The 20,493-nt window shown below is 63.7% G+C and carries 22 protein-coding genes and 1 other RNA gene; 19 read left to right on the top strand and 4 right to left on the bottom strand.

Annotated features, from left to right (window positions below; all coding sequences use genetic code 11):
- Positions 1-125: 125 nt before the first annotated feature.
- The 4 genes from ACOABP_RS11195 to ACOABP_RS11210 all read left to right on the top strand — a co-directional run bounded on the left by ACOABP_RS11195 (position 126) and on the right by ACOABP_RS11210 (position 3,686).
- The gene (locus tag ACOABP_RS11195) at positions 126-1,184 is read left to right on the top strand and encodes an ABC transporter substrate-binding protein (protein WP_474225046.1); all 1,059 of its coding nucleotides are present in this window, start codon (positions 126-128) and stop codon (positions 1,182-1,184) included.
- Entirely contained in the window at positions 1,181-2,071 is an 891-nt protein-coding gene (locus ACOABP_RS11200; RefSeq protein WP_474225047.1) for an ABC transporter ATP-binding protein, read from the top strand. Before ACOABP_RS11195 ends, ACOABP_RS11200 begins: the two co-directional genes overlap by 4 nt.
- A 2-nt stretch (positions 2,072-2,073) precedes the next feature.
- Positions 2,074-2,847, top strand: coding sequence for an ABC transporter permease (locus ACOABP_RS11205; protein WP_215529241.1), 774 nt, complete (start codon positions 2,074-2,076; stop codon positions 2,845-2,847).
- 224 nt (positions 2,848-3,071) lie between these two features.
- Positions 3,072-3,686 carry a hypothetical protein gene (locus tag ACOABP_RS11210; RefSeq protein WP_474225048.1) on the top strand — a complete coding sequence of 205 codons (615 nt, stop codon included), beginning with the start codon at positions 3,072-3,074 and terminating at the stop codon, positions 3,684-3,686.
- 122 nt (positions 3,687-3,808) lie between these two features.
- Here the strand turns inward: ACOABP_RS11210 and ACOABP_RS11215 are convergent, their stop codons facing one another.
- Positions 3,809-4,267, bottom strand: a complete 459-nt coding sequence (locus ACOABP_RS11215; RefSeq protein ID WP_066739503.1) for an Lrp/AsnC family transcriptional regulator — start codon at positions 4,265-4,267, stop codon at positions 3,809-3,811.
- A gap of 61 nt (positions 4,268-4,328) precedes the next feature.
- The gene (locus ACOABP_RS11220; protein ID WP_474225050.1) at positions 4,329-4,871 is read right to left on the bottom strand and encodes a cysteine dioxygenase family protein; all 543 of its coding nucleotides are present in this window, start codon (positions 4,869-4,871) and stop codon (positions 4,329-4,331) included.
- Between the two features lie 189 nt (positions 4,872-5,060).
- Between ACOABP_RS11220 and ACOABP_RS11225 the strand changes: the two genes are divergently transcribed.
- The 6 genes from ACOABP_RS11225 (at position 5,061) to ACOABP_RS11250 (ending at position 10,889) form a co-directional block, all read left to right on the top strand.
- Entirely contained in the window at positions 5,061-6,017 is a 957-nt protein-coding gene (locus ACOABP_RS11225; protein ID WP_066739502.1) for a LysR family transcriptional regulator, read from the top strand.
- Positions 6,018-6,148: 131 nt separating this feature from the next.
- Positions 6,149-7,456, top strand: coding sequence for a Glu/Leu/Phe/Val family dehydrogenase (locus ACOABP_RS11230; RefSeq protein WP_066739501.1), 1,308 nt, complete (start codon positions 6,149-6,151; stop codon positions 7,454-7,456).
- A 313-nt stretch (positions 7,457-7,769) separates the two neighbouring features.
- On the top strand, positions 7,770-8,669 hold the full coding sequence (locus ACOABP_RS11235; protein WP_474225051.1) for a glutamate/aspartate ABC transporter substrate-binding protein: 900 nt from the start codon (positions 7,770-7,772) through the stop codon (positions 8,667-8,669).
- Positions 8,670-8,734: 65 nt separating this feature from the next.
- On the top strand, positions 8,735-9,463 hold the full coding sequence (locus tag ACOABP_RS11240; protein ID WP_474225053.1) for an amino acid ABC transporter permease: 729 nt from the start codon (positions 8,735-8,737) through the stop codon (positions 9,461-9,463).
- Between the two features lie 11 nt (positions 9,464-9,474).
- Positions 9,475-10,158 (top strand): glutamate/aspartate ABC transporter permease GltK, encoded by a 684-nt coding sequence (gltK, locus tag ACOABP_RS11245; protein WP_474225055.1) that lies wholly within the window; start codon positions 9,475-9,477, stop codon positions 10,156-10,158.
- Positions 10,155-10,889 (top strand): amino acid ABC transporter ATP-binding protein, encoded by a 735-nt coding sequence (locus tag ACOABP_RS11250; protein WP_066739498.1) that lies wholly within the window; start codon positions 10,155-10,157, stop codon positions 10,887-10,889. The genes gltK and ACOABP_RS11250 overlap by 4 nt, the downstream gene beginning before the upstream one ends.
- Before the next feature lie 296 nt (positions 10,890-11,185).
- Here the strand turns inward: ACOABP_RS11250 and ACOABP_RS11255 are convergent, their stop codons facing one another.
- A complete protein-coding gene (locus tag ACOABP_RS11255; RefSeq protein WP_474225056.1) occupies positions 11,186-12,016 on the bottom strand; it encodes a class II glutamine amidotransferase in 831 nt (276 codons plus the stop codon).
- A gap of 121 nt (positions 12,017-12,137) precedes the next feature.
- Here ACOABP_RS11255 and ACOABP_RS11260 point away from each other — a divergent pair, with 121 nt between their 5' ends.
- The 5 genes from ACOABP_RS11260 (at position 12,138) to rnpB (ending at position 16,774) form a co-directional block, all read left to right on the top strand.
- Complete coding sequence (locus ACOABP_RS11260; RefSeq protein WP_474227817.1) at positions 12,138-13,211, top strand: tartrate dehydrogenase; 1,074 nt, start codon at positions 12,138-12,140, stop codon at positions 13,209-13,211.
- A complete protein-coding gene (locus tag ACOABP_RS11265) occupies positions 13,208-14,506 on the top strand; it encodes a glycerate kinase type-2 family protein (protein ID WP_474225057.1) in 1,299 nt (432 codons plus the stop codon). Before ACOABP_RS11260 ends, ACOABP_RS11265 begins: the two co-directional genes overlap by 4 nt.
- A gap of 15 nt (positions 14,507-14,521) precedes the next feature.
- The gene (gene pyrC, locus ACOABP_RS11270; RefSeq protein WP_474225059.1) at positions 14,522-15,556 is read left to right on the top strand and encodes a dihydroorotase; all 1,035 of its coding nucleotides are present in this window, start codon (positions 14,522-14,524) and stop codon (positions 15,554-15,556) included.
- 5 nt (positions 15,557-15,561) lie between these two features.
- Positions 15,562-16,395: a DUF3025 domain-containing protein gene (locus ACOABP_RS11275; protein WP_474225061.1), complete on the top strand. Its 834-nt coding sequence runs from the start codon at positions 15,562-15,564 to the stop codon at positions 16,393-16,395.
- A gap of 34 nt (positions 16,396-16,429) precedes the next feature.
- Positions 16,430-16,774: RNase P RNA component class A (rnpB, locus tag ACOABP_RS11280), an RNA gene on the top strand.
- Between the two features lie 95 nt (positions 16,775-16,869).
- Here rnpB and ACOABP_RS11285 read toward each other — a convergent pair.
- Positions 16,870-17,292: an OsmC family protein gene (locus tag ACOABP_RS11285; RefSeq protein ID WP_474225062.1), complete on the bottom strand. Its 423-nt coding sequence runs from the start codon at positions 17,290-17,292 to the stop codon at positions 16,870-16,872.
- Positions 17,293-18,054: 762 nt separating this feature from the next.
- Between ACOABP_RS11285 and rplM the strand changes: the two genes are divergently transcribed.
- From rplM to ACOABP_RS11305, 4 genes are all read left to right on the top strand, one after another.
- Complete coding sequence (gene rplM / locus ACOABP_RS11290) at positions 18,055-18,483, top strand: 50S ribosomal protein L13 (protein ID WP_019447062.1); 429 nt, start codon at positions 18,055-18,057, stop codon at positions 18,481-18,483.
- A 14-nt stretch (positions 18,484-18,497) separates the two neighbouring features.
- The gene (gene rpsI, locus ACOABP_RS11295) at positions 18,498-18,890 is read left to right on the top strand and encodes a 30S ribosomal protein S9 (protein WP_066739492.1); all 393 of its coding nucleotides are present in this window, start codon (positions 18,498-18,500) and stop codon (positions 18,888-18,890) included.
- Positions 18,891-19,120: 230 nt separating this feature from the next.
- Positions 19,121-19,888 (top strand): DUF6776 family protein, encoded by a 768-nt coding sequence (locus tag ACOABP_RS11300; RefSeq protein ID WP_474225063.1) that lies wholly within the window; start codon positions 19,121-19,123, stop codon positions 19,886-19,888.
- Between the two features lie 23 nt (positions 19,889-19,911).
- Positions 19,912-20,400, top strand: a complete 489-nt coding sequence (locus tag ACOABP_RS11305; protein WP_474225064.1) for a bactofilin family protein — start codon at positions 19,912-19,914, stop codon at positions 20,398-20,400.
- Positions 20,401-20,493: the final 93 nt, after the last annotated feature.

The raw sequence follows: 20,493 nt of genomic DNA on the forward strand, positions 1-20,493 counted from the left end.
GCACAATCATGGTTCGTCAATGCACCGCGCGCAGGCGTCGTGCCGGTGCATGACGGTGCCGTGAAAAGCTGGCACGTCCCTTGCGAAAAGCCCACTCCAGAGAGATCAACTACTGGAGAAGGTTCATGCCGCAATCCCCTGTGCGCCGTCATTTGCTGAAGCTGTGCACCGCATTGGGCACCACGATGGTGCTGTCGACACTCTGCGCAGGCACCGTGCAGGCGCAGACCGCCACGAAGATCCGCTTCCAGCTCGACTGGCGTTTCGAAGGCCCGTCCGCCCTGTTCCTGCTCGGCGAGCAGAAGGGCTACTACAAGGCCGAGAAGCTCGACGTGGCGATCGACGCCGGCAACGGGTCGGGCAACGTGGTCAACCGCGTGGCCTCGGGCACGTATGACATGGGCTTTGCCGACCTGGCGTCGGTGATGGAGTTCTACGGCAACAATCCCGACGCGAAGAACCGGCCCGTGGCCGTGATGATGGTCTACAACAACACGCCGGCCGCCGTGCTGGCGCTGAAAAAGTCGGGCATCAAGTCGCCGAAGGACCTGGCCGGCAAGAAGCTTGGCGCCCCGGTGTTCGACGCCGGCCGCCGCGCCTTCCCGATCTTTGCCAAGGCCAACGGCCTGCAGGCCGGGGCGTTCAACTGGCAGGCGATGGATCCCACGCTGCGCGAGACCATGCTGGCGCGCGGCGACCTCGACGCCATCACGGGCTTCTCGTTCACGTCGATCCTGAACCTGAACGCCCGTGGCGTGAAGGATGAGGACATCGTGGTGCTGCCATACCCGCAGTACGGTGTGAAGCTCTACGGCAACGCGATCATCGCGTCGGAGCAGTTCCTGAAGAGCAACCCCGAGGCCGTGAAGGCCTTCCTGCGCGCGTTTGCGAAGTCGGCCAGGGATGTGATCGCGCGGCCGGAGGACGGCATCAAGGCCGTCAAGGCGCGCGACGGGATCATCGACGAGAAGCTCGAAGTCCGTCGCCTGAAGATCGCGCTGGACAGCGTGGTGAAGTCTCCCGACGCCAAGGCCGAAGGCTTCGGCCGCGTCAGCAAGCCGCGCCTGTCGCTGATGGCCTCGCAGGTGGCCGACGCCTTTGCCACCAAGGGCCGCATCAACCCCGATGCGCTCTGGACCGATGCCTACCTGCCGTCGGCCGCCGAACTGGACGTATTGCGATGATGGCGCGTGAAGCTCTGATGCCCGCCTCGGGCGGCGCGCCTGCGGGTGAGAAGACGGCGCAACCGTTCGTCGATTTCAACCGCGTCTGGCTGGCTTACGACGACGAACTGGCACGCCGCGGCGAATTCGCGGTCGAGGATATCTCGCTGCAGGCGCGCGAGGGCGAGTTCATCGCCATCGTCGGGCCGTCTGGCTGCGGCAAGTCCACATTCATGAAGCTGGCAACGGGGTTGCGCCCGGCCACGCGTGGCGTGGTCAGCATCAACGGCGCCAAGGTCACGGGGCCGCTCAAGCAGGTGGGCATGGCCTTCCAGGCGCCGACGCTGCTGCCGTGGCGCACCACGCTCGACAACGTGATGCTGCCGCTGGAGATCGTCGAGCCGTACCGGTCGACCATGCGCAAGAAGCGTGGCGAGTATGTGGAACGCGCCCGCGCGCTGCTGAAGACCGTGGGCCTGTCGGGCTACGAGGACAAGTATCCGTGGCAGCTGTCGGGCGGTATGCAACAGCGGGCGTCGATCTGCCGCGCGCTGATCCACGAGCCGCGCATGCTGCTGCTGGACGAGCCGTTCGGCGCGCTCGACGCGTTCACGCGCGAGGAACTCTGGTGCGTGCTGCGCGACCTCTGGCAGGCACAACGCTTCAACGTGATCCTGGTCACGCACGACCTGCGCGAGGCGGTGTTCCTGGCCGATACCGTCTACGTGATGAGCGCGCGCCCGGGGCGGATCGTGCTGCGTCGCGAGATCGACCTGCCACGCCCGCGCCCGCTCGATATCACCTATACCGAACCGTTTGCCGAACGCGTACACGAGCTGCGCGAGAAGATCGGCCACAAGCCCGGCAATCCGCCGGGCACCCAAACTGACAACACGGGACGGCACTGAACATGACGACGATGTCCTCTCTCCAGGCGAAGCGCGTGCAGCGCGTCGCCCCCTGGGTCCTGCTTGGCGCGTGCCTGCTGTTGTGGCAGGGCGCGTGCCTGGTTTTCGACGTGTCCGACTTCATCCTGCCCAGCCCGTCATCGATCGTGGCGTCGATGGTGGAGTACGGCGGCGTCATCGCCGGGCATGCGTGGCGCACGTTCTGGACCACCATGGTCGGCTTTGGCGTGGCGATCGTGGTGGGCGTGGTGCTGGGCATGCTGATGGGGTCGTCGCGGCTTGCCTACGCGGCCACCTATCCGCTGATGACGGCGTTCAACGCGCTGCCCAAGGCGGCCTTCGTGCCGATCCTGGTGGTGTGGTTCGGCCTGGGCGCCGGCCCGGCCATCCTGACCGCGTTCCTGATCTCGTTCTTCCCGATCATGGTCAACATTGCCACGGGACTGGCTACGCTGGAACCCGAATTGGAGGATGTACTACGTGTGCTGGGCGCCAAGCGTCGCGACGTGCTGCTCAAGGTGGGCCTGCCGCGTGCGCTGCCGTTCTTCTTCGCGTCGCTGAAGGTGGCCATCACGCTGGCGTTCGTGGGCACCACGGTGTCCGAGATGAACGCCGCCAATGAAGGCATCGGCTATCTGCTGGTATCGGCCGGCTCGGCCATGAAGATGCCGCTGGCGTTTGCCGGCCTGGTGGTGATCGCGGTGATGGCGATGGTCATGTACGAACTGTTCGCCGTGCTGGAAAAGCGGATGACGGGCTGGGCGCATCGGGGCTGAACGCATTTCGGCGGACCGGGATGCCTGCCTTCGCTCCCCGGTGACGGTCATGGCACCACCGACTTTGGACGAATGGCGATTGTTGGCGCATGGACCGATACCTAGAGTTCTGGACGCCAGGGTGACCTGCCCTGGCTGTCCATCAACTCAAGACTCAAGGTGGTTCACCCATGCTAAGGAAAGGCCTGACTTCAAGACGCGCGACAGCGTTGTCTGCAGCGCTGGTGCTGCTCCTGCCGTCCGCGACGAATGCCATGGCAGGCACGCCGGAGAAACCCGGGGATTGCAGCGCCATGGAGCGGTGGCTGCCGAACAGCGAATACCCGGTGGGAAGCTGTGTGTACTACGGCAAGTACATCTGGGCCAACGACGTTCATGCCGAATCAGGGCAGCGCCCCGGGAACGATGACCGGCGGTGGTACAAGATCGGCGACAACACCCTGGACGATCTGAACGTGGTCGTTGCCGCCAACGCGGCCGCGCAGCCCACGGTCTTCACCTACACCGCCGAGGCACCGTGGCGAGACACGCGCGTGCAGTTCGTCGCGAAGGGAACGCAGCGCAGGCAGGTTGTCGCATTCCCGCAGGATGGTTACACCTCGCTCAAGGTGCTGGCGAGCGTAGAGGGCAATGCAAATGGGGGGCGTGTCTTTCCGTTGTGGCTGCGTGCGCAACGCAATGTCACAGGCTCGGGGGGCAGGGGGGCGACCTGGGGCCGCTGGAGGCTGGCGGCGGGCATGTCGGTCGCGGCACGCTGGTGGTGTGGTACGACCCGGCGGACAATCCCGGGCTCAAGTCCGGCGCGCGATACCGGACCAAGCCAGGCACGCGCCTGGTGATCGATGCAATGGGCACCGATCTGCCGAAGCAGCCAAAGATCGGCACGTTCCGGCTCGGTGTCGACATCGTGCACCAGGCGAATCAGCCGACTCAGCCGAGTCAGCAGTAACGCAAGGCAACGCTAGGCATAGTCCAGCGGCAGCGCCGTCGTGTACTTGATCTGCTCCATGGCGAAGCTGGAACTGACATCGGCCAGTTCCGCGCCCTGGATCAGCTTCTTGTACACGGCGTCGTAGGCGGCGATATCGGGCACCACCACACGCAGCAGGTAGTCGATGTCGCCGGCCATGCGGTAGAACTCGGTGACTTCCGGAATCGACGCCACGAGGTCGTGGAATGTCTTCAGCCATTTCGCGTTGTGCTGGCTGGTGCGGACGGAAACGAAGACGGTTACGCCCACATTGAGCTTCGCGGCGTCGAGTAGCGCCACGCGCTTGCGGATCACGCCGGATTCTTCCAGCTTCTGCACGCGGCGCCAGCAGGGCGTGGAGGTCAGGCCGACGCGCTCGCCGATGTCGGCAACGGGTACGGAGGCATCTTCCTGCAGGATGCCCAGGATCTGGCGGTCATAACGGTCCATCGGTGTCAGGTCCGGAAAGGGTGGTTGGCGCCAGCCGCCGGCCACCCTGGCAGGGCGGATGTCAGCTGACGATGGTATCCACCAGCAGGTTCACGCCGGTGGCAATGCGGTCCTGGTCCACGCCGTAGATATGCAGCGACACGGCCACTGCATTGCTGTCGTTGCCCAGCGCATGGATATGCAGCAGACCGGCGGGCACGCTGAACGTGTCGCCCGCCTCGCGCGTCACGGCGCCCGTCTGGGTGGCCGTGCGATTGTCCGGGTTCCAGCGGTAATGCCGTTCGGACAGCGTGCCGTGCAACACCCGGTAGGCGCACCATGTGCGATGCCCGTGCACCGGGCTGTGCTGGCCCGGCCGCCAGACCAGCACCATCACCGAAAATCGCTCGTACGGATCGGCGTAGACCAGATGACGCGTGTAGTTGTCGGGGCTGCCTTCCAGCGCGCCAGGCGGCAGGCTGGCCAGCAGGGTTTCGGCGTCGGGCAGGCTGGCCTCCACATGGGCGGCCACCATTCGGGCGTTCTGCGACAGCGTGGCTTCCATGCCCGATGCCAGCGACGACAGCGGGGACGGCGTGGAGCGGGTAGTGGATGCGGCTTCCATGGCGGGCTCGTTCTTCTTGATGTGCGATATGTGCAATAGCATTCATCTTAAAAGCGCGACTGGAGCACCAGCATGCGAAATATCGTCCAGGGTTGCCTTTAATTGTAAGTGCATTCCAGTAAATAACAACTTTGGAGAATTTTTTTGCCGGTTGTGCCGGCATTGCTTCGGCAGGCGATAATCCGCGCCATGGAAATCAAATGGCTTGAAGACTTCGTCAGCCTGGCCGAGACGCACAGCTTCTCGCGCTCGGCGGAACTGCGGCATGTCACTCAACCGGCGTTCTCGCGGCGCATCCAGTCGCTGGAGGCCTGGGTGGGCACCGAGCTGATCGATCGGTCGAGCTATCCCACCAGCCTGACCGAGGCCGGCAAGGTGTTCTACGAACAGGCGCTGGCGATGCTGGCGCAGGTCAGCGAAACGCGGGCGCTGATGCGCGGCCAGCGCTCGGCCAATGCCCAGGTGCTGGAATTCGCGGTACCCCACACGCTGTCGCTGACGTTCTTCCCGGAATGGCTCAAGGGCGTGGAGCGCAAGCTGGGCACCCTGCCATGCCGGTTGCGCGCGCTGAACGTCCACGATGCGGTGCTGATGCTGGTGGAAGGCGGTTGCGACCTGGTCATGGTCTACCACCACCCGCGCCAGGCCATCCAGCTCGATCCGGCGCACTACGACATGCTCGTGCTTGGCACGGAGCGGCTGTCGCCATACAGCGTGCCCGATGCCACGGGGCGCCCGCTGTTCCGGCTGCCAGGCACCGACAAGAAGCCGGTGCCATTCCTCAGTTACACGCCCAATGCGTTCCTGGGCCGCATGGTGGATATGCTGCTGGCCGAGTCCACCGACGCCCTCAAGCTCGACAAATGCTACGAGACCGATATGGCAGAGGCGCTCAAGGTCATGGCGCTGGCAGGCCACGGCATGGCCTTTTTGCCGGAGAGCACGGTGCGCGAGGACGTGGCGGCCGGCCGCCTGGTACGGGCGGAGGCCGCGCGCGGCCTGCCGCAATCGATCGATATGGAAATCCGCCTCTACCGCGAGCGGCCGGCGGACAGCGGCGAACGGCGCGGCAGCCAGATCAGGCGCAAGCGCCAGCTGGTGGACAAGGTCTGGGCGGCGCTGGTTGCCCCGTCAACGGCCGATTGAAACGGGGCAGGGTGGCGTGTGAACGTTATGCGCGTCTTGCATAACCGTGCTGACGAGGATGACCAAACGGCATTGGATTCGGGAAAGGGGGCGCCGATATGCTCCGTGTCACCTTCACTCGGAAACCAACGATGTCTTCCGCAGCACCGACGCAAAACGTCTCCAATGCTCACGCCCTGCCTTCGTACCTGAACGCCGACAATCTCGGCCCGTGGGGCATCTACCTGCAGCAAGTCGACCGTGTCACGCCCTACCTGGGTTCGCTGGCACGCTGGGTTGAAACCCTGAAGCGCCCGAAGCGTGCGCTGATCGTCGACGTACCCATCGAACTGGACAACGGCACCATCGCCCATTTCGAGGGCTACCGGGTGCAGCACAACCTGTCGCGCGGCCCGGGCAAGGGCGGCGTGCGCTTTCACCAGGACGTGACGCTGTCCGAGGTGATGGCCCTGTCTGCGTGGATGTCGGTGAAGAACGCGGCCGTGAACGTGCCGTACGGCGGCGCCAAGGGCGGCATCCGCGTGGACCCGCGCACGCTGTCGCACGGCGAGCTGGAGCGCCTGACGCGCCGTTACACCAGCGAAATCAACCTCATCATCGGCCCGACCAAGGACATTCCGGCGCCGGACGTGAATACCAACGCCCAGGTCATGGCCTGGATGATGGATACCTACTCGATGAATTCGGGCAGCACGGCCACCGGCGTGGTGACCGGCAAGCCGATCTCGCTGGGCGGCTCGCTGGGCCGTCACGAGGCCACCGGCCGCGGCGTGTTCGTGGTCGGTTCGGAAGCCGCCCGCAACCTGGGCATGGACGTCAAGGGTGCGCGCGTGGCCGTGCAGGGCTTCGGCAATGTGGGTGCCGTGGCCGCCAAGCTGTTCCATGAGGCCGGCGCGAAGGTGGTGGCCGTGCAGGATCACCGCACGACGCTGTTCGACCCGGCCGGCCTGGACGTGCCCGCAATGATGGAATACGCATCGCACAGCGGCACGATCGAGGGCTACCGCGCCGAAGTCATCAAGGGCGACCAGTTCTGGGAAGTCGACTGCGACATCCTGATCCCGGCCGCGCTGGAAGGCCAGATCACGGCCGAGAACGCGCCGAAGATCACGGCGAAGCTGGTGATCGAGGGCGCCAACGGCCCGACCACGCCGCAGGCCGACGATATCTTGCGCGAGCGCAATATCCTGGTCTGCCCGGACGTGATCGCCAACGCCGGCGGCGTGACCGTGTCCTACTTCGAATGGGTGCAGGACTTCTCGAGCTTCTTCTGGACCGAAGAGGAAATCAACGAGCGCCTGGTACGAATCATGCAAGAGGCCTTCCGGGCGATCTGGCAGGTTGCCCAGGACAACAAGGTCACGCTGCGTACGGCCGCGTTCATCGTCGCCTGCTCGCGGATCCTGCAGGCGCGCGAGATGCGCGGTCTGTATCCCTGATGCAGACGGGTCAAGGAACGGGTAGCCGGTGCTGCTGCGACGCAGCAAGTACGACCTCTTTCCTGATTCACTGATAAACGGCGACCGGACTTGTTCCGGTCGCCGTTTTTCTATTGGCGCCGCTTCCCGAAACTTGCAATACGACGTTCGCAGTTGTGTCTCATTTTGGCGCATTGCCGCGAAACGCTGCCTGAAATGGCACCAGTTAGGGGAAAAACCCGTTGTCTTGGGTGACGAGCTAAGCAATACTGTTTCGCCGGCGTGACTGTCTGTTACAGTCGCGCCTTTCTCTCTTCATGGTCAAGGAGATGTTATGAATGTTGCCAAGTTGGCTGGCCTGATGATTGCGGCAGGCATGCTGTGCGCGAGCGCACAGGCAGCCGAGCCGCTGACGGGTACGCTGCAGAAGATCAAGGATACGGGTGTCATCACGCTGGGTGTGCGGGACTCTTCGATTCCGTTCAACTACAACCTGGGCGGTGTGCGCCAGGTAGGCTATTCCTACGATATCAATATGAAGATCGTGGAAGCCATCAAGGACCAGCTGAAGCTGCCGAACCTGCAGGTCAAGGAAATCCCGATCACCTCGCAGAACCGCATCACGCTGCTGCAGAACGGCACGATCGACATCGAGTGCGGCTCGACGACGAACAACCTCGAGCGCCAGAAGCAGGCATCGTTCACCACCAGCATCTTCATCATCGGCACGCGCATCATGGTGAAGAAGGACGGCGGCATCAAGGACTGGGCCGACCTGAAGGGCAAGAACGTGGTGACCACGGCCGGTACGACGTCCGAGCGCCTGCTGCGCAAGATGAACGACGACCAGAAGCTGGGCATGAACATCATCAGCACCAAGGACCATGGCCAGTCGTTCCTGACGCTGGAATCGGGCCGTGCCGTGGCGTTCATGATGGACGACGCACTGCTGTACGGCGAGCGCGCCAAGGCCAAGAACCCGAACGACTGGATCGTGGTGGGCAAGCCGCAATCGCGTGAATCGTATGGCTGCATGATCCGCAAGGACGACGTGCCGTTCAAGAAGCTGTCCGACCACGTGATCACCGGCCTGATGAAGGACGGTTCGATCAACACGATGTACACGAAGTGGTTCCAGCAACCGGTGCCGCCGAAGGGCCTGAACCTGGACTTCCCGCTGTCCGAAGACATGAAGGCGCTCTTCAAGAACCCGAACGACAAGGCACTCGACTGATCTGCGCGATTGGAGCAGTGCGAAACGGAAGGAGCAGTCCTTCCGTTTCTTTTTGAGGACGCACTATGGATTACGTTTTTCACTGGGGAGTCTTCCTCGAGCAGGCCGCCTCCAACGAGACGTACCTGGACTGGATGATTTCCGGTCTCAAGGTCACGATCGCGCTGGGCCTGTCGTCGTGGGTGATCGCCCTCGTCATCGGCTCCGTGCTGGGTGTGCTGCGCACCGTGCCGAACAAGTGGCTGTCGGGGTTCGCGGCCACCTACGTTGAAATCTTCCGGAATATTCCGCTGCTGGTGCAGTTGTTCATCTGGTACTTCGTCGGCCCCGAGCTGCTGCCCGGCGGCGAGACCATCAAGCAGATGAACCCGTTCACCCAGCAGTTCCTGGCCGCCATGCTGTGCCTGGGCACGTTTACCGCCGCCCGGGTTTGCGAGCAGGTGCGCTCGGGTATCAATTCGCTGCCGCGCGGTCAGAAGAACGCCGGCCTGGCCATGGGTTTCACGCTGTCGCAGACGTACCGCCACGTGCTGCTGCCGATGGCGTTCCGCGTCATCGTCCCGCCGATCACGTCCGAATTCCTGAACATCTTCAAGAACTCGGCCGTGGCGTCGACGATCGGCCTGCTGGAACTGGCTGCCCAGGGCCGCCAGCTGGTGGACTACACCGCGCGCCCGTATGAATCGTTCATCGCGGTCACGGTGCTGTACGCCCTCATCAACTTCACGGTGATGTTCCTGATGCGCTGGGTGGAACGCCGTACCCGCGTGCCGGGCTTTATCGGCGGCAAGTAAGGAGCTGGAACATGGCATACGAATTCGATTTCAGCTCGATCAACGCGTCGACCATCCACGTGCTCGGCGAGGGCATGATGGTGTCGCTGAAGATCACCGTGACCGCGGTGATCGTGGGCATCGTCTGGGGCACCATCCTGGCGATGATGCGCCTGTCGTCGAGCAAGCCGCTGAACTGGTTTGCGCAGGCGTACGTGACACTGTTCCGGTCCATCCCGCTGGTGATGGTGCTGTTGTGGTTCTTCCTGATCATCCCGCAGCTGCTGCAGAAGGTGTTCAACCTGAACGCGGCATCGGACCTGCGCATGACGTCCGCGCTGATCGCGTTTTCGCTGTTCGAGGCTGCGTATTACTCGGAAATCATCCGCGCCGGTATCCAGAGCGTGTCGCGCGGGCAGATGTTTGCTGCGCAGGCGCTGGGCATGACCTACGGCCAGACCATGCGCCTGGTGGTGCTGCCGCAGGCGTTCCGCAACATGGTGCCGCTGCTGCTGACGCAGGGCATCATCCTGTTCCAGGATACGTCGCTGGTCTACGTGAGCGCGCTGGCAGACTTCTTCGGCCAGGCCTACGGCATTGGCGAGCGTGATGGCCGCATCGTGGAGATGCTGCTGTTCGCCGGTCTCGTGTACTTCATCATTTGTTTCTCCGCTTCGCTGCTGGTCAAGCGTTATCAGAAAAAGGTGGCCGTATGATCGAAATTAATAACGTTTCCAAGTGGTACGGCGCTTTCCAGGTGCTGACCGATTGCACGACCCAGGTTGCCAAGGGTGAAGTGGTGGTGGTGTGCGGCCCGTCGGGTTCGGGCAAGTCGACGCTGATCAAGACTGTGAATGCGCTGGAGCCGTTCCAGAAGGGCGACATCCTGGTGGACGGCACGTCGGTGGGCAATCCGAAGACCAACCTGCCCAAGCTGCGTTCGCGCGTGGGCATGGTGTTCCAGAACTTCGAACTGTTCCCGCACCTGTCGATCACCGAGAACCTGACCATCGCGCAGATGAAGGTGCTGGGCCGCTCGAAGGAAGAGGCGACCGCCAAGGGCCTGAAGTACCTGGAGCGCGTGGGCCTGAAGAGCCAGGCATCGAAATACCCGGGCCAGTTGTCGGGCGGCCAGCAGCAGCGCGTGGCGATCGCCCGTGCACTGTCGATGGATCCGATCTGCATGCTGTTCGACGAGCCGACCTCGGCGCTTGACCCGGAAATGGTCAACGAAGTGCTGGACGTGATGGTGCAGCTGGCGCAGGAAGGCATGACCATGATGTGCGTGACCCACGAAATGGGCTTCGCCCGCAAGGTGGCCAACCGCGTGATCTTCATGGACGCCGGCAAGATCGTCGAGGACTGCGCGAAGGAAGAGTTCTTCGGCAACATCGAAGCCCGCTCGGAACGCGCCCGCCAGTTCCTGTCGAAGATCCTGCATCACTGAAAGCAGACCACTGGTTTGCTCCCCTCTCCCGCTGCGCGGGAGACGGGTTGGGGGAGAGGGCGGGGGCGTGCAAAACCAACAGCCTTTTCTGGGGCTTGGATGCTGGATCAAACCGGCAGCTTCGCTTCAGGTGGCTCGTTGCTCGCCCACCCCTCTCCCCCTGAAAGGAGAGGGACCCAAGACCTCGCCATCCGTCCACTCTTGGGCGTGTTCAGCGGCACGGGCCGTCAAACCACCGCCAGCCTCCCGACCGCCGCTGAGCCTATGCCATGGGCTCCAGGCCTACCACCACTCCCTCAAGTACACGCCGTATTCGCCGCGTTCTTCGCCTGCACCTCGGGCGGAATCGGTACCGTCCACGTCATGGTGGGCCGGCCGTCCTCGAACATGATCAGCTCGCCCGGGGCAAACTGGGTCCAGGTCTCGTTGTCGGTCAGCGGCGCCGTGGCAATCACGGCCACGCGGTCGTCCGGCGTGGTGACCTGCGAGAAATCGATCGAAAGGTCGGCGTCGATCAGGTGTGCCTTGGAGAATGGCCACTGCCGCATGATGTAATACAGCCGCGTGGAGCAGTGCGCGAACAGCGCCTGACCGTTACATAGCAAAAAGTTGAAAACGCCATGTAGCGTGATGTCGCGGGTGATGTCGGCCAGCGCATGGCCCAGCTCGTTGAGCGGCGGTTGCGATCCCGGAAAGCGCTTGCGGAGTCCCTGCATCAGCGTGCAGAAGGCCAGTTCGCTGTCGGTATCGCCCACGGGCTGGTAGACCCCGGACAGGAATGGCGTGAAGCCCTTCAGGTCGCCGTTGTGGGCAAAGATCCAGTGCCGGCCCCACAGTTCCCGCATGAACGGATGGCAGTTCTCCAGCAGCACCGTGCCCTGCGTGGCCTTGCGGATGTGGGAGATCACGTTCTTCGACTTGATCGGGTAGCGCTTGATCAGGTCGGCCACCGGCGATGTGCCGGCCGACTGGTTGTCGATGAACAGCCGGCAGGCCTTGTCCTCGAAGAACGCCACACCGAACCCGTCGGCATGATGGTCTGTCACGCCGCCGCGGGCGGCGAAGCCGGTAAAGGAAAACGTCACGTCGGTGGGCGTGGCGCAGTTCATGCCTAGCAGCTGGCACATGGCGAGGGCACCGTGCGGCAGGGGGGCTGCCGCTTTGCAATAGAATGCGGACATTATCATGCGCGTGCCCGATGCTGCCAAGCCGGGCGCCCGTGCCCCCGCCACCTCGCCCTTCCCAGCCATGAGCCAATACAAGATCGCTGTCATTCCCGGAGACGGAATCGGAACGGAAGTGATGCCGGAAGGCATCCGTGTCATGGACGCCGCAGCGCGGCGCTTCGGCATCGATTTCCAGTGGGACCACTTCGACTTTTCCAGCTACGAATACTACGAGCGCCACGGCAAGATGCTGCCGGACGACTGGTTCGACACGCTGGTCAAGTACGACGCCATCTACTTTGGCGCGGTGGGCTGGCCGGCGAAGATTGCCGATCACGTGTCGCTCTGGGGCTCGCTGCTGCAGTTCCGGCGCTCGTTCGACCAGTACGTGAACCTGCGGCCCGTGCGCCTCATGCCGGGGATCAAGAGCCCGCTGGCCGACCGCAAGCCCGGCGACATCGATTTCTACGTGGTGCGCGAGAACACCGAGGGCGAATATTCCAGCATCGGCGGCCGCATGTATCCGAATACCGACCGCGAGATCGTGGTTCAGGAAACGGTGATGAGCCGGCACGGCGTGGACCGCATCCTGAAATTCGCATTCGAACTGGCGCAAAAACGGCCGAAGAAGCATCTTACGTCGGCTACCAAGTCCAACGGCATCTCGATCACGATGCCGTACTGGGACGAGCGCGTGGAAGCCATGGCCGCCAATTACCCCGGCCTGAAGGTCGACAAGTACCACATCGACATCCTGACTGCGCACTTCGTGCAGCACCCGGACTGGTTCGACGTGGTGGTTGCCAGCAACCTGTTCGGCGACATCCTGTCCGACCTGGGCCCGGCCTGCACGGGCACCATCGGCGTGGCGCCGTCGGGCAACATCAATCCTGACAAGGTCTACCCGAGCCTGTTCGAGCCGGTGCACGGCTCGGCGCCCGATATCGCCGGCAAGGGCATCGCCAACCCGATTGGCCAGATCTGGTGCGGTGCGATGATGCTGGAACACCTGGGCCATGCCGACGCGGGCGCCGCAGTGCTGCAGGCCATCGAGAAGGTGCTGGCTGCCGGCCCGGGCCATGCGCCGCTGACGCGCGATATTGGCGGAACCGCCTCCACGGCCGATCTGGGCCAGGCCATCGCGGAGGCACTGTGAACTTCCAGGGCTGCCCCCGTACCTTGTTGCTGGAAAGCTTCCGCGCCGCCGTGGCGGCCGCCGATCCGCTCGAAGTCGTCGCCAGCCACCTGCCGCCGCCCCATGCCGGCGGACGCACGCTGGTGGTGGGCGCCGGCAAGGCCGCGGCGTCGATGGCGCTGGCCGTCGAGCGCGCCTACCAGGGCAAAGCCACGCTCGAAGGCGTGGTCGTCACGCGCTACGCGCATGGCCTGCCGACCGAACATATCCGCGTGATCGAGGCCGGCCATCCGGTGCCCGATGAAGCCGGCGAGCAGGCCGCTGCCGATATCCTGGCCCAGGTGCAGTCGCTGGGCCCTGATGACCGGCTGATCGTGCTGGTGTCGGGCGGCGGATCGAGCCTGCTGTCGCTGCCGGCCGAAGGCATTCCGATGGCCGACCTGAAGGCCACCACGCGCGAATTGCTGCGCTGCGGCGCGCCGATCACCGACATGAACATCGTGCGCAAGCATGTTTCGCGCATCCAGGGCGGCCGTCTGGCGCAGGCCAGCCGTGCCCCGGTTACGACGCTGATCGTGTCCGACGTGGCGGGCGATGACCCCAGCGCCATTGCGTCGGGACCGACCGTGCCCGACCCCAGCACCTATGCCGATGCACTGGCCATCCTCAAGCGCTACGGCGCGACGGTGCCCGCGACCGTCCAGGCACACCTGGAACGTGGCGCCCGTGGCGAGATCGCCGAAACGCCAAAGCCGGGCGATGCATTGTTCGCGCGCGTAGACAATCGCATGATTGCAACGGCCCATGGCAGTCTGGAAGCCGCAGCCGCGCTGTTCCGCCGCCAGGGCATCCAGCCGGTGCTGCTTGGCGATACCGTGACCGGCGAAGCGCAGGAAGTAGCGCGCGTCTATGCGGCACTGGTGCGCGAGATTCGCAAGTACAATGCGCCGTTCTCCGCGCCGGTGGTGCTGGTTTCGGGCGGTGAATGCACGGTCACATTGCCCAGCGGTGCGTCGGATCGGGCACGCGGCGGTCGCTGTTCGGAATTCCTGCTGTCGCTGGCGATCGAACTGGACGGCGCGGCGCAGATCCACGCGATTGCGGCCGATACCGACGGTATCGACGGGTCCGAGGACAATGCCGGGGCGCTCCTGGCGCCCGATTCCCTGGCCCGCGCCGGAGCAGCCGGTGTCTCGGCACGGCAGAAGCTCGATACGCACGATGCGTGGGGCTTCTTCGACGCCGTGGGCGACCTGGTGGTGACCGGCCCCACGCGCACCAATGTGAACGATTACCGCGCCATCCTGATTCTCTAAGTTGTGCTTGTCCCCATGACCCAGAAGCTTACGATTACCCGCCCCGACGACTGGCACCTGCACGTCCGCGACGGCGCCGCGCTGTCGGCGGTGCTGCCCGACACGGCGCGCCAGTTCGCGCGCGCCATCATCATGCCGAACCTGAAGCCGCCCGTGACCACGGTCGAGCTGGCCCGCGCCTACCGCGAGCGCATCCTGGCCGCGCTGCCGGCCGGAGTGGCGTTCGAGCCGCTGATGACGCTGTACCTGACCGACAACCTGCCGCCCGAGGAAATCGTCGCGGCCAAGGCCAGCGGCTTCGTGCATGCGCTGAAGCTGTACCCGGCAGGCGCCACCACCAACAGCGACGCCGGCGTGACCGATATCCGCCGCTGCTACCCGACGCTGGAGGCCATGCAGCGCGAAGGCATTCCGCTGCTGGTACATGGCGAGGTGACCGATGGCGATATCGACATCTTCGACCGCGAGGCCGTGTTTATCGACCGTGTGATGAAGCCGCTGCGCCGCGACATGCCCGAGCTGAAGGTGGTGTTCGAGCACATCACCACGCGTGACGCGGCCCAGTATGTGGCCGAAGCCGAGGGCCCGATTGGCGCGACCATCACCGCGCACCATCTGCTCTACAACCGCAACGCGATCTTCACCGGCGGCATTCGTCCCCATTACTACTGCCTGCCGGTGCTCAAGCGCGAAATCCACCGCGACGCGCTGGTCAAGGCGGCCACGTCGGGCAGCGAGCGCTTCTTCCTGGGCACCGACAGCGCCCCGCATGCACGCGGCCTGAAAGAGCACGCCTGCGGTTGCGCCGGCTGCTACACGGCGCTGCATGCGATGGAGCTTTATGCCGAGGCGTTCGATACGGCGGGCGCGCTGGACAAGCTGGAAGCCTTTGCCAGCTTCAATGGCCCGGCGTTCTACGGCCTGCCGCGCAATACCGGCACGCTGACGCTGACACGCGAAGATTGGGAGCTGCCGGCCGAACTGCCGTACGGCGATACCACGCTGGTGCCGCTGCGCGCCGGTGAAACGCTGCGCTGGAAGGCGAGCTGAGCGGCTTGCTGTCCGCCATCGACTGGACGCGGCCGTGGTTCCGGCCATTTGCCGCGTCGGCCTCTGCCTTGACTGGCGCAGACCTGCGCCAGGCGCTCAACGCGAGCGCCGCGCGATTGCCGCATCAGCAGCTGCATCGGCCGCACCGGCCGTATCTGCCTCGTTTGCGCAATGCCCAGGGCTTGCCGCTGCGGTTCGTGCCGCAGGCCGACCTGCCCGAGGGCGTCGCCTACGAAGCCCATATCCACGCCACTGGCCAAGTGCCGACGCGCGACAACCTCCACGATGCGTTCAACGCACTCGTCTGGCTGCATTTTCCCGAAACCAAGCGTCTGCTGAACCGGCTGCAGGCGCAGGCCATTGCGCGCGACGGCGTAGGCCGGGTGCGGGGTGGGCTGCGTGATGCGGCAACGCTGTTCGACGAGAACGCCGTGATCTTCGTCAGCCAGGACGCCTCGCTGTTCGACGCGCTGCGCGGGTTTGCGTGGCGCGAGCTGTTTGTCTCGCATCGCGATGCCTGGCCTGCCCGCTGTACCGTGATGCCGTTCGGCCATGCGCTGCTGGAAAAGCTGGTGCAGCCGTACAAGTCGGTCACGGCCCACGCCTGGTGGATTGCGGCCGCGCCCGACACCCCTCTCGATCAACTCGATCTGCTGCTGGCAGGCTCGCTCGACGCCGCCGCGGAGGCCGGGCGCCTGGCAGGCGGCCGCAGCTTCGCGCCGTTGCCCGTGCTGGGCATTCCGGGCTGGTGCGATGACAATGCCGATCCGGCGTTCTATACCGATACCGGTGTGTTCCGGCCTGGACGCCGGGCGGATGTTGCTGCCACAGAGGGCTGACCGTCGCCGACTTCGGTGTTAGACTGCGGCCCGCAAAGCAGGCCAGACAATCGCTGCTTGCCCTCGCAAGGGGGTGAGGGGAGGAAAGTCCGGACTCCACAGGGCAGGGTGTTGGCTAACAGCCATCCACGGCAACGTGCGGAATAGGGCCACAGAGACGAGTCTTGCCGCCGGCTTCGGCTGGCGGGAAGGGTGAAACGCGGTAACCTCCACCTGGAGCAATCCCAAATAGGCAGACGATGAAGCGGCCCGCCGAGTCTGCGGGTAGGGAGCTGGAGCCGTCCGGTAACGGGCGGCCTAGAGGAATGGTTGTCACATGTCGTGCGCCTGCAAAGGCACGCGGCGTGCACAGAATCCGGCTTATCGGCCTGCTTTGCTCTTTCGGATACAAAAACGCCCGGCGCAGGGAATCTGCGCCGGGCGTTTTGCTTGATGGGGTGGCGGGCCAGCAATGCAGGCCTGGCCACAACCCGTTCAGGCTTCGACGATTTCGGTCGTGTGGGTGATCTCTGCCGTCTTCGCCAGCATGATCGACGCCGAGCAGTACTTTTCGTGCGACAGCTCGATGGCGCGTTCCACCTTGGCCGGGTCCAGGTTCTTGCCGGTCACCGTGAAGTGGAAATTGATCTTCGTGAAGACCTTCGGGTCGGTGTCGGCGCGTTCGGCCTCCAGCTTGACCGAGCAGCCACGCACGTCCTGGCGGCCGCGCTTCAGGATCAGCACCACGTCATAGGCGGTGCAGCCGCCAGTGCCCAGCAGCACCATTTCCATCGGACGCGGCGCCAGGTTGTTGCCACCGCCGTCCGGCGCGCCGTCCATAGCCACAAGGTGTCCGCTGCCGGTCTGGGCAATAAAGCTCATGCCCTCGGGGCCGGACCATGTCACTTTGCATTCCATTTTTTTCGTTCCTCGTTTCCTGATGGTGTTATTCCGCTCACGCCGGCGCGCGTCGTGCTGCTTGCATTCTGCGAGTATAGGGCAATCGCCACGTGGGCTTCGGGTGCGGGATTACCCCTAATAATCCGAAGGTTTCCTCTAGTGTGGCGTCCATGCACTATGCCAGATTTCGCCTTAAGTTATTGATTTATATATGTAATGACGCTTGCTTGGCAACGTTTCATGCATTTCGTATTGTGGTATCACATTTCGTAGTGCAAATTTTCTTGCATCCGAGAAGCGCGTATGTATAATTCAATCCATCGAACGACGGCGCTGATGAGCGCGCCAGAGTGCGAAAGCGAAAGCCGGTAACGTACCCGAATCGCTCGCCGCACCGCCTGCCATGACCGGCTCCGTCGATCGCCCGGTGTCTCCTCCACCCTCCTCCTTTGGTGGATTCAAACCCAAGTCCAATACGACTTGGGTTTTTTTTCGCCGATTGCAAGGGTGGCTGCAAGGGCGGCCTGATCCCGCGCATGCCGCGCGCGGCACTTTCGTGGTCGATATCGGCTCCGGCTTGACGAAAAGCCACATCTTTGCTTGTGCGATGGCGCGAACGCCCAGTATAATCGTCGGCTTTCCGGTCATTGCCCCCGGAAAAAGATTCAGGGAGAGCCTGCAAATACAAGCAGGAAGGCCAGGTCCAAAGGGCCGGCCGCTGACAGGACGCTAAAACGGCGACCGTCAACCTCGGGCATTTTTCAAAATCAGGAAAAAATCATGAAGACCTTTTCCGCCAAGCCTGCAGAGGTAAAGCGCGACTGGTACGTGATTGACGCGACGGACAAGGTCCTCGGCCGTGTTGCCAGCGAAGTGGCACGCCGACTGCGCGGCAAGCACAAGCCGGAATTCACTCCTCACGTCGACACCGGTGATTTCATCATCATCGTCAATGCAGCCAAACTGCGCGTGACGGGTACCAAGGAACAGGACAAGAAGTACTACCGTCACTCGGGCTACCCGGGCGGTATCTACGAAACCACGTTCGGCAAGATGCAGCAGCGTTTCCCGGGCCGTGCCCTGGAAAAGGCCGTCAAGGGCATGCTGCCGAAGGGTCCGCTGGGCTACGCGATGATCAAGAAGCTGAAGGTTTATGCCGAAGGCGAGCATCCGCATAGCGCACAGCAGCCCAAGGTGCTGGAAATCTAAAGGGGCCAATATCCATGATCGGTAACTGGAATTACGGTACTGGCCGCCGCAAGAGCGCTGTGGCTCGTGTCTTCATCAAGTCGGGCAAGGGCGACATCATCGTCAACGGCAAGCCCATCAAAGAGTATTTCGCTCGCGAAACCTCGCTGATGATCGTGCGCCAGCCGCTGGAACTGACCGCTCACGCCGAAACGTTCGACATCAAGGTCAACGTGACCGGTGGTGGTGAAACCGGCCAGGCCGGTGCTGTTCGCCACGGCATCACCCGCGCCCTGATCGACTACGATGCAACGCTGAAGTCGGCCCTGTCGAAGGCTGGCTACGTTACGCGTGACGCTCGTGAAGTCGAACGTAAGAAGGTCGGTCTGCACAAGGCACGTCGCCGCAAGCAGTTCTCGAAGCGTTAATTCGCTGTTGCCTGGATCTGGCCTCGCCAGGTCTGGCAGCCCAAAAAAACCGCACGATTCGTCGTGCGGTTTTTTTTCGCCTGTTGCCTGCGTAACCCGCGCGCACGACTGTCGCATCCCTGGTGCACGCTTGCCATTTCTTACACTTTTCATTCGCGCAATGTTCACCCGGCGATACAATCACGGGCCTGCGGATTGGGGGGATAGACGATGGGTCACAGCATTTCGGGGTGGATGCCGCGATGGGGGTGAAGTACCGGCCGCTGCGGCCGCGCGGCAAGATGCGTGCGGGGCGAGCCATTGTCCGGACGCACCGCCCCTGGCGGAACTGGCTGTTCGTGGCCGTACTCGTGGCGGTTGTCGGGGCCGTGGCGGGGGTGTTGGCGTACGAGTCCGGGCACCGTTCCGCGCCGCCACGTGGGATCGACGCCGATCTGGTGGCGGCTCACGACCAGTTGCGCCAGCAGTTTGCCGAAGTATCCACCGAGCGCGACAGCCTGCGGCAAAGTGCCAACACCGCCGAGGCGCAGTTGCAGATGGCCCGCACCGCGCAGCAGCGCATGGCCGAACAGGTCAAGGCGGCCGAGGCCGAAGTGGCGCAGTTGAAGGAAGACCTGGGATTTTTCGAATCGTTGCTGCCGGCGTCGGGAGATACCTCCGGCATCCATGTGCGCAGCTTCCGTGTGGCTCTGGACGAAACCCAACCCCGCGCCTTGCACTACCGGTTGCTGGTCATGCAGGGCGGGTCGAAGGCGTTTGTCGAGCAGCCCGAATTCAAGGGTGATGTGCAGTTCACAATTTCGGGGAATCGGCACGGCAAGCCGTTAACCTTGATGTTGCCGCAGCCGGGCGATGCGCCGCTGCCGGCCATCCGGCTGACGCATTATCAACGTATCGAAGGCGACCTGGCGATTCCGCAGGATGCCGAAGTCCGCGCCGTATCGGTTCGCATTGTCCAGAACGGTCAGGTCCGGACGATGCAGACCGCGACGCCGTAGTACGCGCAAAAAGGGAGTACAACATGCTGTTTTCGAAGAAGAAGGGTCTGTCCATCGACACGCTGGTAGGGCAGGATGCCGCCATCGAAGGCGATGTGACCTTTTCCGGGGGCTTGCGTCTGGACGGTCGCGTGCGTGGCAATGTCGTGGCGGCCGAAGGCAAATCGAGCATGCTCGTGATCAGCGAGAAAGGTGTGGTCGAGGGCGAAGTGCGCGTGGATCACCTGATCTTGAACGGCACCGTCACCGGCCCGGTGCACGCGGCCGAGTTGCTCGAACTGCAACCACACGCACGCGTCTATGGCGAAGTGCGTTATGCGGCTCTTGAAATGCATCAAGGCGCCATCGTGGAAGGCCGGCTGGTGCCACTGGTGCAAGCTGAAATTCGCGCCCTGCCGAACCATGTGCTGCCTGCCGAGGTCAAGGCAGAGCAGGCCAAGGATGCGGAAGTGCAGCCTGAAGCCGATATCGTGGAAGACAAGGCGCCCGATGGCGCCAGCGTGCCGGCCTGAGGTGACGCACCCGCCCAGAGCCCCTTGAAAACAAAGGGCTTCGGCACGATTTGTGAGTAGCGCTTAGAATACGGGCGTATCTAACCAGGAGAA

Source organism: Cupriavidus sp. HE11, assembly GCF_056097175.1.